Here is a 13,567-nt window from a genome sequence, read left to right on the forward strand (position 1 = left end):
TGCGTGGTGTTCGCGTGGGCCGGGGGCTCAGGCGCCCAGCGTGGTGCGCACGACCTGGTAGCACAGGTTCATCAGCGCGGCCGGGAAGATGCCCAGCACGACGATGACCAGGCCGTTCAGGCTCAGCAGCGAACGCAGACCGCCCGATGCCTCCAGCACTTCCTCGCCGGCCGGCACGTCGAAGTACATCAGCTTGACGATGCGCAGGTAGTAGAACGCACCGATCAGCGAGAACAGCACCGCCACCACGGCCAGCCACGACATGCCCGCGGCGACCACGGCTTCGAGCACGGCCAGCTTGGCGTAGAAGCCCACGGTCGGCGGAATGCCGGCCAGCGAGAACATCATCACCAGCATCAGCAGCGCGAACCACGGGTTCTTGCGCGACATGCCGCGCATGTCTTCCAGCGTTTCCGCCTCGAAGCCCTTGTTGGTGCGCAGCAGGATGATGCCGAAGGTCCCCAGCGTGGTCAGCACATAGGTGACCGCGTAGAACATCGCCGAGCCGTAGGCGCTGGCGGCACCGTCGGTCTGGCCGCCCGCCACACCCGACAGCATGCCGAGCAGCAGGAACCCCATGTGCGAGATGGTCGAATACGCCAGCATCCGCTTCAGGTTGCTCTGCACGATCGCGGTCAGGTTGCCGATCGCCAGCGACACCACCGCCAGCACCGACAGCATGATCTGCCAGTCCACCGCCAGCGGCAGCAGGCCCTCGACCAGGATGCGCAGCGTCATTGCGAAGGCGGCCAGCTTCGGCGCACCGGCAATCAGCAGCGTCACCGCGGTCGGCGAGCCCTGGTAGATGTCCGGAATCCACATGTGGAACGGCGCGGCGCCCAGCTTGAAGGCCAGGCCGGCGACCAGGAACACCACGCCGAAGGCCAGCATCGTCGTGTTGACGCGGCCGGACTCGACCACGCGGAACACTTCGCCAAGATTCAGCGAACCGGTGGCGCCGTACATCATCGACATGCCGTACAGCAGGAAGCCCGAGGCGAGCGCGCCCAGCACGAAGTACTTCATCGCCGATTCCGACGTCACGCGCGAATCGCGGCGCAGCGCGACCAGCGCGTAGGACGACAGCGACAGCAGTTCCACGCCAAGGTAAAGCGTCAGGAAGTTGTTGCCGGTGATCATCACGATCTGGCCGCCCAGCGTGAACAGCGCCAGCATGTAGAACTCGCCGGCGTACAGGTCACGATCGCCGAGGTAGCGGCGCGTATAGACCAGCGTCACGAACAGCGCCAGCGCCGAGAACGACGACAGCACATTGGCCATCGGGTCGATCACCGCCAGGTTCGAGAAGGCGTAGTGGGTCTCGCCGCTGGCCGCGTTCAGGCCGAACCAGACGGTCAGCACCAGCGTGATCAGCAGCGACAGCGGATAGGCGACGCTCGAGCGGCTCTTGCCGCGCGCCAGGTCGATCCAGTTGACCGCCGCGATGGCGATCGCGAGGAAGATGATCGGGGCGACAGCGGCCCAATTCGTGGTCGATTCCATGATTCGTTCTCTCCCTGCTTACAGCTTGGACTGCGCCACGTGCGACAGCAGGTTGACCACCGATGCGTGCATCACATCGGTAAAGGGTTTCGGATGCAGGCCCATGTACAGCGTCATCGCGGCCAGCAGGCCCAGCATGACGAACTCGCGCTTGTTCAGGTCGACCAGCTCGGCGACGTGCTGGTGCTTGATCTCGCCGAACACCACGCGCTTGACCATCCACAGCGAATAGGCCGCGCCGAGAATCAGCGACGTCGCGGCGGCCAGGCCGATCCAGAAGTTGTACTGGACGCCGCCCAGGATCACCATCCACTCGCCGACGAAGCCCGAGGTGGCCGGCAGGCCGCTGTTGGCCATCGCGAAGAACACCGCGAAGGCCGCGAACTTCGGCATCGTGTTGACCACGCCGCCGTAGTCGGCGATCTGGCGCGAGTGCACCCGGTCATAGAGCACACCGATGCAAAGGAACATCGCGCCCGAGATGAAGCCGTGCGAGATCATCTGCACGATGCCGCCCTCGATGCCGATCTCGCTGAAGATGAAGAAGCCCAGCGTGACGAAGCCCATGTGCGCGATCGACGAGTACGCGACCAGCTTCTTCATGTCGGCCTGCACCATCGCCACCAGGCCGATGTAGATCACGGCCACCAGCGAGATCGCGATGATGAACGCGGCCAGGCTGTGGCTGGCGTCCGGCGCGATCGGCAGCGAGAAGCGCAGGAAGCCGTAGGCGCCCAGCTTCAGCATGATCGCGGCCAGCACGACGGAGCCGCCGGTCGGCGCCTCGACGTGGGCGTCGGGCAGCCAGGTATGGACCGGCCACATCGGCACCTTGACCGCGAAGGCGAGGAAGAACGCCAGGAACAGCAGCACCTGCTCGTTCATCGACAGCTTTGCCTGATGCCATTGCAGGATCTCGAAGCTGCCGGTCTTGTTGTACAGGTACAGCAGCGCGACCAGCGTCAGCAGCGAGCCGAGCAGCGTGTACAGGAAGAACTTGAAGGCCGCGTAGACCCGGTTCGGACCGCCCCAGACGCCGATGATGATGTACATCGGGATCAGCGTGGCCTCGAAGAACACGTAGAACAGCATGCCGTCGAGCGAGGCGAACACGCCGACCATGATGCCCGACAGGATCAGGAACGAGGCCATGTAGGCCGCCACGCGCTCGGTGATGACCTCCCAGCCGGCGATCACGACGATCACCGTGATGAAGGCGGTCAGCACCACGAACCACATCGAGATGCCGTCGACGCCGAGGTGGTAATGGATGTTGAAGCGCTCGATCCACGAATACTTCTCGACGAACTGCATCTGCGCGGTGCCGCGGTCGAAGTTCAGGATCAGCGGCAGCGTCACCAGGAAGCTGACGATCGAGCCGAACAGCGCGGTCCAGCGGACGAAGCCCGGGCTGCGATCCGAGCCGAAGGCCAGCACCAGCAAGCCGAAAAAGATAGGCAGCCAGATAGCGAAAGAGAGAACCATTTTCGTTGTATTCCTTACTTGGCGCCCACCGCGCTAGCCGAGAAGATCGTGATCGACAGCAGCACCAGCATGCCCAGGATCATCGCGAATGCGTAGTGATAGATATAACCCGACTGCACGTAGCGGCTGACCGAGGCGAACCAGCCGACCACGCGCGCGGCGCCGTTGACCAGCAGGCCGTCGATCAGGCCCTGGTCGCCGCCCTTCCACAGGCCCGTGCCGAGCAGGCGCGCGCCGCGGGCGAACACCGCTTCGTTGATGGCGTCCATGTAGTACTTGTTGTCGAGCAACTTGTACAGGCCGCTGAAGCGTTGCTGGATCGCCGCCGGGATGTCCGGACGCTTCATGTAGAAGAACCACGACAGCACCACGCCGGCCAGCGCCAGCCACAGCACCGGGGTCTGCAGCGAGTGGACGCCCATCGCCACCCAGCCGTGGAACATGTCGGCCAGCTCGCGCATCGCGTGGTGGTTCTCGCCGACGAAGATCACGTTCTGGAAGGCCACGCCGTTCTTGAAGAAGTCGCCGAACAGCATCGGTTCGATCGCGATCGCACCGATCACTACCGACGGGATCGCCAGCAGCACCAGCGGCAGCGTCACCACCCACGGCGACTCGTGCGGCTTCTCGCCCGGGGCCAGGCCATGGTGATGATCATCGCCATGCGCCTCTTCCTCTTCGGCCGCGTGGTCGTGATGCAGATGCGGCTTGCCGAAGCGTTCCTCGCCGTGGAAGACCAGGAAGTACATCCGGAACGAGTAGAACGCGGTGACGAAGACGCCGGCCATCACAGCGAAGTAGGCGAAGCCCGAACCGGCGATATGCGACTCGGCGACGGCCTCGATGATCGAATCCTTCGAGTAGAAGCCCGAGAAGAACGGCGTGCCGATCAGTGCCAGCGAACCGACCAGCGAGGTGATCCAGGTGATCGGCATGTACTTGCGCAGGCCGCCCATGTTGCGGATGTCCTGGTCATGGTGCATGCCGATGATCACCGAACCCGCGGCCAGGAACAGCAGCGCCTTGAAGAAGGCGTGGGTCATCAGGTGGAACACCGCGACCTGGTAGGCCGAGGCGCCCAGCGCGACCGTCATGTAGCCCAGCTGCGACAGCGTCGAGTAGGCGACCACGCGCTTGATGTCGTTCTGGATGATGCCGAGGAAGCCCATGAACAGCGCGGTGATGGCGCCGATCACCAGCACGAAGGACAGTGCGGCGTCCGACAGCTCGAACAGCGGCGACATGCGGCTGACCATGAAGATGCCCGCGGTCACCATGGTGGCCGCGTGGATCAGCGCCGAGATCGGGGTCGGGCCTTCCATCGAGTCGGGCAGCCAGACGTGCAGCGGGAACTGCGCCGATTTGCCCATCGCGCCGATGAACAGGCAGATGCAGGCCACCGTCAGCATCATCCAGTCGGTGCCCGGGAAGGTCACGGTCGCCAGCTGGTCGCGCGCGGCGAACACCTCGGTGTAGTTCAGGCTGCCGCTGTAGGCCAGCAGCAGGCCGATGCCCAGGATGAAGCCGAAGTCGCCGACGCGGTTGACCAGGAAGGCCTTCAGGTTGGCGAAGATCGCGGTCGGACGGGTGTACCAGAAGCCGATCAGCAGATACGAGACGAGACCCACCGCTTCCCAGCCGAAGAACAACTGCAGGAAGTTGTTGCTCATCACCAGCATCAGCATCGAGAAGGTGAACAGCGAGATGTACGCGAAGAAGCGGTTGTAGCCGGGGTCGCCCTGCATGTAGCCGACGGTGTAGATGTGCACCATCAGCGAGACGAAGGTCACCACCACCATCATCATCGCGGTCAGGGAGTCGACCAGGAAGCCGACCTCCATCTTCAGCGGGTGGCCGTCGAACGGCAGCACCATCCACTCATAGACCGTGGCGTTGAAGCTGGCCCCATCCACCATCACGTCGCGCAGCACGAGCAGCGACAGCAGGCAGGCGATCGCCACGCCGAGAATGGTCACGGTGTGGGCGATGGCGCGGCCGGCGCGCGTCTCCGACGAGAACGATCCGAAGAACTTGGTGCCGAACAATCCCGCGATGGCCGCGCCGGCGAGCGGCGCCAGCGGAATCGCGAGCAGCAGGTTGGGGTTGAGCGTGGTTGCCATAGGACGCTTGTAGGTGTGCGGTCGGGTGCGGTCGGTTGGGTGACGTGTTTCGACAGGAGCGGCTCGCGGGCATCAGCCCTTGAGCGCGTCCAGGTCGTCGACGTTGATCGTGTCCAGATTGCGGAACAGCACGACCAGGATTGCCAGACCGATCGCCGACTCGGCGGCGGCCACCGTCAGGATAAAGAAAACGAAGACTTGTCCGGCCAGGTCGCCCAGATAGTGCGAAAAGGCGACGAAGTTCATGTTGACCGCCAGCAGCATCAGCTCGAGCGCCATCAGCAGCACGATCACGTTCTTGCGGTTCAGGAAGATGCCGACGATGCTGATCGCAAACAGGATCGCACCGAGCACCAGGAAATGGGCGAGAGAGAGCACGTCGTTCCCCGATCTTCAGTTCTTGTTGGCGGCGTCGGCTTGCTCGCCGGCGGCTTGCGCGGTCTGTGCCGGCATCGAAACCAGCCGCACGCGGTCGGCGCGGCGGGTGCGCAGCTGTTCGGACACGTCCTGCGCCTTGGTGTCCTTGCGGCGGCGCAGTGTCAGCGCGACCGCGGCGATGATGGCCACCAGCAGGATGATGCCGGCCACCTCGAAGGCGTAGATGTAGTCGGTGTAGATCAGCTGGCCGAGCGCGCCGGTGTTCGAGTAGTCCGAACCCTGCGGCATCGGCTTGAGCGGTTGCGTGGTGCCGATGAAGTTGCGCACCAGCACGATCGCCATCTCGGCGATGATCAGCGCGCCGACCACCGAGGCCAGCGGCACATAGGTCCAGAAGTCGCGGCGCAGGTGCTCGATATCGATATCGACCATCATCACGACGAACAGGAACAGCACCATCACGGCGCCGACGTAGACCAGCACCAGCAGGATGGCGAGGAATTCGGCCTGCAGCAGCAGCCACAGCGCGGCTGCCGTGAAGAACGACAGCACGAGGTACAGCGCCGAGTGCACCGGGTTCTTGGCGGTGATGACTTTCAGTGCGGAGAGCACCAGCACCACAGCGAAGACGTAGAAGATGGTGGTCGTGAATTCCATGGTTCTCGTCGTGCCGCACGGCACAGGCCACCCCCGGCGGCCTGCCCTTGCGGCATCCTTCTAGTTGCCCCTTGCGGGGCCCGATTCAATATGCAGCCTTGCGGCCAGGTTCGCGCCGGTTGCCCGGTTCGCGCGATCAGCGGTACTTCGCGTCCGCCGCCTTGGCCGCCGCGATCTGCGGCTCGTAGCGGTCGCCCACCGCGAGCAGCATGTCCTTGGTGAAATACAGGTCGCCGCGCTTCTCGCCGTGGTACTCGAGAATCTGGGTTTCGACGATCGCGTCGACCGGGCAGGCTTCCTCGCAGAAGCCGCAGAAAATGCACTTGGTCAGATCGATGTCGTAGCGCGTGGTACGGCGGGTGCCGTCGGCGCGCACGTCCGACTCGATCGTGATGGCCAGCGCCGGGCAGACCGCTTCGCACAGCTTGCAGGCGATGCAGCGCTCCTCGCCGTTCGGATAGCGGCGCAGCGCGTGCAGGCCGCGGAAGCGCGGCGACACCGGCGTCTTCTCCTCGGGGAACTGCACCGTGATCTTGCGGGCGAAGAGATAGCGGCCGGTCAAGGCCATGCCCTTGAAGAGTTCCTTCAGGAGCAGGCTGTTGAAGAAGTCCTTGATGGCGAGCAGCATGACGATTGCTTCCTAGTAATTCCGCCGGGCGCGGCGCGTGCGCCGCGGCCCGGTCTGGCCCGTCCCGGTCAGCCTCGTGACCGGGATCGGCGGCGATTTCAGTGCCAGATGTTCCAGGGCGACTTGATCCAGATCGCCACGATGATCAGCCACGCGACGGTCAACGGAATGAAGACCTTCCAGCCCAGGCGCATGATCTGGTCGTAGCGGTAGCGCGGGAACGAAGCGCGGATCCAGATGAACACCGACAGCAGCAGGAATACCTTGATCAGCAGCCAGAAGAAGCCGGGGATCGCGTTGGTGACCACGCTGTCGACCGGGGGCGCCCAGCCGCCGAGGAACATCAGCGCGGTCATCGTCGAGATGACGATCATGTTGATGTATTCGGCCAGGAAGAACAGCGCGAAGCCCATGCCCGAGTACTCGATCATGTGGCCGGCCACGATTTCCGATTCGCCTTCCACCACGTCGAACGGGTGCCGGTTGGTTTCGGCCACGCCCGAGATGAAGTAGACGCCGAACATCGGCAGCAGCGGCAGCCAGTTCCACGACAGGATGTTCAGGCCCATGTTGGCGAAGTAGCCGGTGTTCTGGCCGTTGACGATCGACGACAGGTTCAGGCTGCCCGACACCATCAGCACGGTAACCAGGGCAAAGCCCATCGCGATTTCATACGACACCATCTGCGCGGCGGCACGCATCGCGCCGATGAAGGCGTACTTCGAGTTCGAGGCCCAGCCGGCCAGGATCACGCCGTAGACGCCGACCGAGCTGATCGCCATCACATACAGCAGGCCGGCATTGACGTCCGCCATCACGACCTCGGCCTGGAACGGAATCACCGCCCAGATCGCCACCGCGGGCATCAGCACCATCAGCGGCGCGATCAGGTACAGGCCCTTGCTGACCTGCGAGGGCGTCATCACTTCCTTGAGCAGCAGCTTCAGCACGTCGGCGATCGGCTGCAGCAGGCCCAGCGGGCCGACCCGGTTCGGGCCGATCCGCACGTGCATCCAGCCGATCAGCTTGCGCTCCCACAGGATCAGGTAGGCCACGCACAGCAGCAGCGGCACCACGATGACCACGGCGCGAATCAGGATCCACAGCGGCGTCCATGCGCCACCGAAGACGGCCTGTCCCTGCGAGGTAATCCAATCGATCATCTTTCTCTCTCGCCTGTCGTATTCGCTTCTTTAAGCCGCGGCCACCGGGGCCAGTTCGACCGCCTTTTCCACCAGCACGGTGCCGAACATCGGCCCCAGGCCGACGGCGGCCGGCGTGGCCGCCGACACGCGCACCGTATTGGCGGGCAGACCTTCTTCCAGCACGGCTGGCAGCACCACGCTGCCCTGCCCCTGCGTCACGCGCACCGGGTCGCCGGCGACCACGCCAAGGGCGGCGAACAGATCGGCCGACAGGCCCACCTGCATCGCACGGCGCGCGGCGGCGGTCAGCTGCAGCGAATCGGCACGGCGCACGATCGCGTCCGAGTGGTAGATCGGCACGTCGGCGACGCGCTCGATCGCCGGCACGGCGCCATCGGCTGCCGGCGCAGCGATCTGGATCGCCGCGGTGGTCCGGTTGTTCAGGCGCGGGCCGATTTCTTCGGCCAGGGCCTCGTCGCGGACCGATTCGGCGGTCTCGTAGTCGAAGCCCGGCACGTCAAGCAGATTGCCGAGCACGCGCAGCACCTTCCACGCCGGACGGGTCTCGCCCAGCGGACGCACCACGCCGTTGAAGCTCTGCGGCACGCCTTCGCAGTTGACGAAGGTGCCCGAGGTCTCGCTGAACGGCGCGATCGGCAGGATCACGTCGGCGTATTGCAGCGCGGCGTCGGAGCGGAACGGCGACAGCACGATCACGGTGCCGGCCTGGCTCAGCGCGGCCAGCGCGCGTTGCGGGTCGGCGCTGTCGAACTCGGGTTCGGCGTTCAGCACCACATAGGCCTTGCGCGGCGTGTCCAGCATGGCGCGGGCGTCGGCCCCGCCCTGGCGCGGCAGCGCGCCGACCAGATGCGCGCCGACGGTGTTGGCCGCTTCGGTCAGGAAGCCCAGCGTGGCACCGGTGTTGTCGGCGATCCACTGCGCCAGCGCATGCAGCGCGGCAAATTGCGGATGGCGGACCGCCTCGTTGCCGATGAACACGGCACGGCGCTCGCCCGACAGCAGGGCCTGCGCGGCCGCCTCGGCCAGCGCGCCACCATCAAAGCCGTCCGTGCCCGCCGGCGCGGCCACACCCTTGGCGGCTGCAACCGCACGGGCCACGCCCGCCAGCGCGCCGGCCCACGCCGACGGCGCCACGGCGATGCGCGCTGCCAGCGGCATCAGCAGATCTTCGGGGCTGGCGCCCAGCACGGCAACGCGTGCGCCCTTCTTGGCGGCCTGGCGCAGGCGCGAGGCCAGCAGCGGCTGGTCCTTGCGCAGCGAGGCGCCGATCACCAGCGCACCCTGCAGCGTCGACACCTCAGCGATCGGCATGCCGAGCCACGGCGCGCCCTCTACCGGCGCCGAGAAATCGGCCTGGCGCAGGCGGAAGTCGATATTGTCGCTACCGAGGCCGCGCACCAGCTTGCCGAGCAGATAGAGCTCCTCGACGGTGGCGTGCGGGCTGGCCAGCGCGGCAATCTGGTCGGCACCATGCTCGCGCTTGATGCTGGCCAGGCCGTTGGCGACGTATTCGAGCGCGGTCTGCCAGTCGGTTTCGAGCCACTGGTTGTCCTGCTTGATCATCGGCCGGGTCAGCCGGTCGGCGCTGTTCAGGCCCTCGTACGAGAAGCGGTCACGGTCCGACAGCCAGCATTCGTTGATGGCTTCGTTATCCAGCGGCAGCACGCGCATCACGCGATGGTTCTTCGACTGGACGATCAGATTCGTGCCCAGGCCGTCGTGCGGCGACACCGACTTGCGGCGCGACAGTTCCCACGTACGCGCGGTGTAGCGGAACGGCTTGCTGGTCAGCGCGCCGACCGGGCACAGGTCGATCATGTTGCCCGACAGCTCGGAGTCCACCGTCTTGCCGACGAAGGTCGTGATCTCGGAATGCTCGCCGCGGTTCAGCATGCCCAGCTCCATCACGCCGGCCACTTCCTGGCCGAAGCGCACGCAGCGGGTGCAGTGGATGCAGCGCGTCATCTCTTCCATCGAGATCAGCGGGCCCACGTTCTTGTGGAACACCACGCGCTTCTCTTCCTTGTAGCGCGATTCGGAGGCGCCGTAGCCGACCGCCAGATCCTGCAGCTGGCACTCGCCGCCCTGATCGCAGATCGGGCAGTCGAGCGGGTGATTGATCAGCAGGAATTCCATCACCGATTTCTGGGCCTTGACCGCCTTCTCCGAATTGGTGAAGACCTTCATGCCCGCGGTAACCGGCGTGGCGCAGGCCGGCAGCGCCTTCGGCGCCTTTTCGACCTCGACCAGACACATGCGGCAGTTGGCCGCGATGGACAGCTTGCGGTGATAGCAGAAGTGGGGGATGTAGGTGCCCAGCTTGCGGGCCGCTTCCATCACCAGGCTGCCTTCCGCAACCTCAACCTTCTTGCCGTCGATTTCGAGTTCAACCATGTTCTGCCACGCTTAGATGTAGGCCGGAACCATGCACTGCTTGTGTTCGACGTGATATTCGAACTCTTTCCAGTAGTGCTTGAGCATGCCGCGGACCGGCATCGCCGCCGCATCGCCGAGCGCGCAGATGGTGCGGCCCATGATGTTTTCGGCAACGTTGTTGAGCAGGTCCAGGTCTTCCTGGCGGCCTTCACCATGCTCGATGCGGTTCACCATGCGGTAGAGCCAGCCGGTGCCTTCGCGGCACGGCGTGCACTGGCCGCACGATTCTTCGAAGTAGAAATAGGACAGGCGCAGCAGCGAGCGAACCATGCAGCGCGTCTCGTCCATCACGATCACGGCGCCCGAGCCCAGCATCGAGCCGGCCTTGGCGATCGAGTCGTAGTCCATGTCGGACGCCATCATCAGGTCGGCCGGCACCACCGGCGCCGACGAGCCGCCGGGGATCACCGCCTTGAGCTTCTTGCCGCCGCGCATGCCGCCGGCCAGTTCCAGCAGCGTCGCGAACGGCGTGCCGAGCGGAATCTCGTAGTTGCCGGGACGCTCGACATCGCCCGAGACCGAGAAGATCTTGGTGCCGCCGTTGTTCGGCTTGCCCATCTTCAGGTAATTCTCGGGACCGACGGCCAGCAGGAACGGCACCGCGGCAAACGTCTCGGTGTTGTTGATCGTGGTCGGCTTGCCGTACAGGCCGAAGCTGGCCGGGAACGGCGGCTTGAAGCGCGGCTGGCCCTTCTTGCCTTCCAGCGATTCGAGCAGCGCGGTTTCCTCGCCACAGATGTAGGCGCCATAGCCGTGGTGGGCATGCAGCTGGAAGCTGAAGCCCGAACCCAGGATGTTGTCACCCAGGAAGCCGGCCGCGCGCGCCTCTTCGAGGGCTTCCTCGAAGATCTTGTACTCGTTCCAGATCTCGCCGTGGATGTAGTTGTAGCCCACGGTGATGCCCATCGCGTACGCGCCGATGGCCATGCCTTCGATCAGCGCGTGCGGGTTGTAGCGGATGATGTCGCGATCCTTGAACGTGCCGGGCTCGCCCTCGTCGGTATTGCAGACCAGGTACTTCTGGCCCGGGAACTGACGCGGCATGAAGCTCCACTTCAGGCCGGTGGGGAAGCCCGCGCCGCCGCGGCCGCGCAGGCCCGACGCCTTGACGTCGGCGATCACCTGCTCGGGCGGGACCTTTTCCGTCAGGATGCGCTTGAGCTGCTGATAGCCGCCGCGCTTGACGTAGTCTTCCAGATGCCAGTTCTTGCCATCCAGCCCGGCCAGGATCAGCGGCTGGATATGGCGGTCGTGCAGACAGGTCATATTACTTGTCCCCCTTGGCAGCGGCTTCGGCCTTGAGCTCGTCGACCAGCGCGTCGAGCTTGGCATCGCTCATGAAGCTGCACATGCGGGTGTTGTTGACGATCATCACCGGGGCGTCGCCGCAGGCGCCCATGCACTCGCCTTCCTTCAGCGTGAAGGTGCCGCACGGGGTCGTCTCGTTGTAGTCGATGCCCAGCTTGCGCTTCAGGTAGTCGCCGGCGCGTTCGCCGCCGGACAGTGCGCAAGGCAGGTTGGTACAGACGGTCAGCTTGTAGCGGCCGACCGGCTTGGTGTCGTACATGTTGTAGAAGGTGGCCACTTCCTCCACCCACACCGGCGGCATGTCGAGGTACTTGGCCACGAATTCCATGACTTCCGGGGACACCCAGCCCACTTCGCCCTGCGCCACGGCCAATGCCGCCATCACGGCCGATTGCTTCTGGTCGGCCGGATACTTGGCGATCGCGCGATCGATTTCCTTGAGAGCTTCTGCTGATAGCATGGTCGTTGCCGTGGTGTTGCCTAATGCGCCGATTTACAAGCGAAGCGCGCCAGCCGGTGGCGCGGTTCGCATCAGTTGCAGCCGTCGCTGCGTTGTCCTCGCAGGCATGAGCCCCATGCCGGCTTGCCGCGGTCGGTCCGGATCGTCGTCCGGAGGCGGCACGTCGTTAGCGGTCGATCTCGCCGAACACGATGTCCTGCGTACCGATGATCGTCACCGCGTCCGCGATCATGTGGCCCTTGGCCATTTCGTCGAGCGCGGCCAGGTGGGCGAAGCCCGGTGCGCGGATCTTCAGACGGTACGGCTTGTTCGCGCCGTCGGAGATCGCATAGATGCCAAACTCGCCCTTCGGGTGCTCCACCGCCGCGTAGGTCTCGCCTTCCGGCACGCGAATGCCTTCGGTGAAGAGCTTGAAATGGTGGATCAGCTCTTCCATGTTCGACTTCATGTCGACCCGCGACGGCGGCGTGACCTTGTGGTTGTCGCTCATCACCGGGCCCGGATTGCGGCGCAGCCAGTCGACGCATTGCTTGATGATGCGGTTGGACTGGCGCATTTCTTCCACCCGCACCAGATAGCGCGAATAGCAGTCGCCACCCACGCCAACCGGCACGTCGAAGTCCACCTTGTCGTAGACCTCGTAGGGCTGTTTCTTGCGAAGGTCCCACTCGATCCCCGAGCCGCGCAGCATCGGGCCGGTGAAGCCCATCTGCAGCGCGCGTTCCGGGCTGACCACGCCGATGCCGACCAGGCGCTGCTTCCAGATCCGGTTGTCGGTCAGCAGCGTCTCGTACTCGTCGACGTACTTCGGGAAACGGTTGGTGAAATCCTCGATGAAGTCGAGCAGCGAGCCGGAGCGCGCCTCGTTCATCGCCTTGATCGCCCGCTCGTTGTGGACCTTGGACGCCTTGTATTGCGGCATCGTGTCAGGCAGGTCGCGATAGACGCCGCCCGGACGATAGTAGGCCGCGTGCATGCGCGCGCCCGAAACCGCCTCGTACATGTCGAACATGTCCTCGCGCTCGCGGAAGGCGTACAGGAACACTGCCATCGCGCCGACGTCGAGCGCGTGCGAGCCGATCCACATCAGATGGTTCAGCAGGCGCGTGATTTCGTCGAACATCACGCGGATGTACTGCGCGCGGATCGGCACGTCGATGCCGACCAGCTTCTCGATCGCCATCACATAGGCGTGTTCGTTGGCCATCATCGACACATAGTCGAGACGGTCCATGTACGGCACGCTCTGGATCCACGTCTTGGTCTCGGCCAGCTTCTCGGTGGCACGGTGCAGCAGGCCGATGTGCGGATCGGCGCGCTGGATCACCTCGCCGTCCAGCTCCAGCACCAGGCGCAGCACGCCGTGCGCCGCCGGGTGCTGCGGACCGAAGTTCAGGGTGTAATTCTTGATATCTGCCATCGCGGG

11 protein-coding genes are annotated in these 13,567 nt (G+C 64.8%); all 11 read right to left on the minus strand.

The window, feature by feature from the left end; translation table 11 throughout:
• Positions 1 to 27: 27 nt before the first annotated feature.
• Positions 28 to 1,503 (minus strand): NADH-quinone oxidoreductase subunit NuoN, encoded by a 1,476-nt coding sequence (gene nuoN / locus HTY53_RS19180; protein WP_174108096.1) that lies wholly within the window; start codon positions 1,501 to 1,503, stop codon positions 28 to 30.
• 18 nt (positions 1,504 to 1,521) lie between these two features.
• Entirely contained in the window at positions 1,522 to 2,988 is a 1,467-nt protein-coding gene (locus HTY53_RS19185) for an NADH-quinone oxidoreductase subunit M (RefSeq protein WP_174108097.1), read from the minus strand.
• Positions 2,989 to 3,002: 14 nt separating this feature from the next.
• Positions 3,003 to 5,108 carry an NADH-quinone oxidoreductase subunit L gene (gene nuoL / locus HTY53_RS19190; RefSeq protein WP_174108098.1) on the minus strand — a complete coding sequence of 702 codons (2,106 nt, stop codon included), beginning with the start codon at positions 5,106 to 5,108 and terminating at the stop codon, positions 3,003 to 3,005.
• A 72-nt stretch (positions 5,109 to 5,180) separates the two neighbouring features.
• Positions 5,181 to 5,486, minus strand: a complete 306-nt coding sequence (gene nuoK / locus HTY53_RS19195; protein ID WP_174108099.1) for an NADH-quinone oxidoreductase subunit NuoK — start codon at positions 5,484 to 5,486, stop codon at positions 5,181 to 5,183.
• 15 nt (positions 5,487 to 5,501) lie between these two features.
• Positions 5,502 to 6,143 carry an NADH-quinone oxidoreductase subunit J gene (locus HTY53_RS19200; RefSeq protein ID WP_174108100.1) on the minus strand — a complete coding sequence of 214 codons (642 nt, stop codon included), beginning with the start codon at positions 6,141 to 6,143 and terminating at the stop codon, positions 5,502 to 5,504.
• A 136-nt stretch (positions 6,144 to 6,279) separates the two neighbouring features.
• Positions 6,280 to 6,771 carry an NADH-quinone oxidoreductase subunit NuoI gene (gene nuoI / locus HTY53_RS19205; protein ID WP_006576689.1) on the minus strand — a complete coding sequence of 164 codons (492 nt, stop codon included), beginning with the start codon at positions 6,769 to 6,771 and terminating at the stop codon, positions 6,280 to 6,282.
• A 98-nt stretch (positions 6,772 to 6,869) separates the two neighbouring features.
• Positions 6,870 to 7,934: an NADH-quinone oxidoreductase subunit NuoH gene (nuoH, locus tag HTY53_RS19210; protein ID WP_174108101.1), complete on the minus strand. Its 1,065-nt coding sequence runs from the start codon at positions 7,932 to 7,934 to the stop codon at positions 6,870 to 6,872.
• Positions 7,935 to 7,964: 30 nt separating this feature from the next.
• Positions 7,965 to 10,331, minus strand: coding sequence for an NADH-quinone oxidoreductase subunit NuoG (nuoG, locus tag HTY53_RS19215; protein WP_174108102.1), 2,367 nt, complete (start codon positions 10,329 to 10,331; stop codon positions 7,965 to 7,967).
• A gap of 12 nt (positions 10,332 to 10,343) precedes the next feature.
• The gene (gene nuoF / locus HTY53_RS19220; RefSeq protein ID WP_053821438.1) at positions 10,344 to 11,639 is read right to left on the minus strand and encodes an NADH-quinone oxidoreductase subunit NuoF; all 1,296 of its coding nucleotides are present in this window, start codon (positions 11,637 to 11,639) and stop codon (positions 10,344 to 10,346) included.
• Between the two features lies 1 nt (position 11,640).
• Positions 11,641 to 12,141, minus strand: coding sequence for an NADH-quinone oxidoreductase subunit NuoE (gene nuoE / locus HTY53_RS19225; RefSeq protein ID WP_053821437.1), 501 nt, complete (start codon positions 12,139 to 12,141; stop codon positions 11,641 to 11,643).
• Between the two features lie 166 nt (positions 12,142 to 12,307).
• On the minus strand, positions 12,308 to 13,561 hold the full coding sequence (locus HTY53_RS19230; RefSeq protein ID WP_174108103.1) for an NADH-quinone oxidoreductase subunit D: 1,254 nt from the start codon (positions 13,559 to 13,561) through the stop codon (positions 12,308 to 12,310).
• Between the last annotated feature and the right edge of the window lie 6 nt (positions 13,562 to 13,567).

Source organism: Cupriavidus gilardii, assembly GCF_013314895.1.
GTDB lineage: Bacteria > Pseudomonadota > Gammaproteobacteria > Burkholderiales > Burkholderiaceae > Cupriavidus > Cupriavidus gilardii_C.

What these genes read in the sequence shown, in the direction of transcription:
- nuoN (WP_174108096.1), bottom strand. Translation starts at nt 1,503, where the DNA reads ATGGAATCGACCACGAATTGGGCCGCTGTCGCCCCGATCATCTTCCTC.
- HTY53_RS19185 (WP_174108097.1), bottom strand. Translation starts at nt 2,988, where the DNA reads ATGGTTCTCTCTTTCGCTATCTGGCTGCCTATCTTTTTCGGCTTGCTG.
- nuoL (WP_174108098.1), bottom strand. Translation starts at nt 5,108, where the DNA reads ATGGCAACCACGCTCAACCCCAACCTGCTGCTCGCGATTCCGCTGGCG.
- HTY53_RS19200 (WP_174108100.1), bottom strand. Translation starts at nt 6,143, where the DNA reads ATGGAATTCACGACCACCATCTTCTACGTCTTCGCTGTGGTGCTGGTG.
- nuoI (WP_006576689.1), bottom strand. Translation starts at nt 6,771, where the DNA reads ATGCTGCTCGCCATCAAGGACTTCTTCAACAGCCTGCTCCTGAAGGAA.
- nuoH (WP_174108101.1), bottom strand. Translation starts at nt 7,934, where the DNA reads ATGATCGATTGGATTACCTCGCAGGGACAGGCCGTCTTCGGTGGCGCA.
- nuoG (WP_174108102.1), bottom strand. Translation starts at nt 10,331, where the DNA reads ATGGTTGAACTCGAAATCGACGGCAAGAAGGTTGAGGTTGCGGAAGGC.
- nuoF (WP_053821438.1), bottom strand. Translation starts at nt 11,639, where the DNA reads ATGACCTGTCTGCACGACCGCCATATCCAGCCGCTGATCCTGGCCGGG.
- nuoE (WP_053821437.1), bottom strand. Translation starts at nt 12,141, where the DNA reads ATGCTATCAGCAGAAGCTCTCAAGGAAATCGATCGCGCGATCGCCAAG.
- HTY53_RS19230 (WP_174108103.1), bottom strand. Translation starts at nt 13,561, where the DNA reads ATGGCAGATATCAAGAATTACACCCTGAACTTCGGTCCGCAGCACCCG.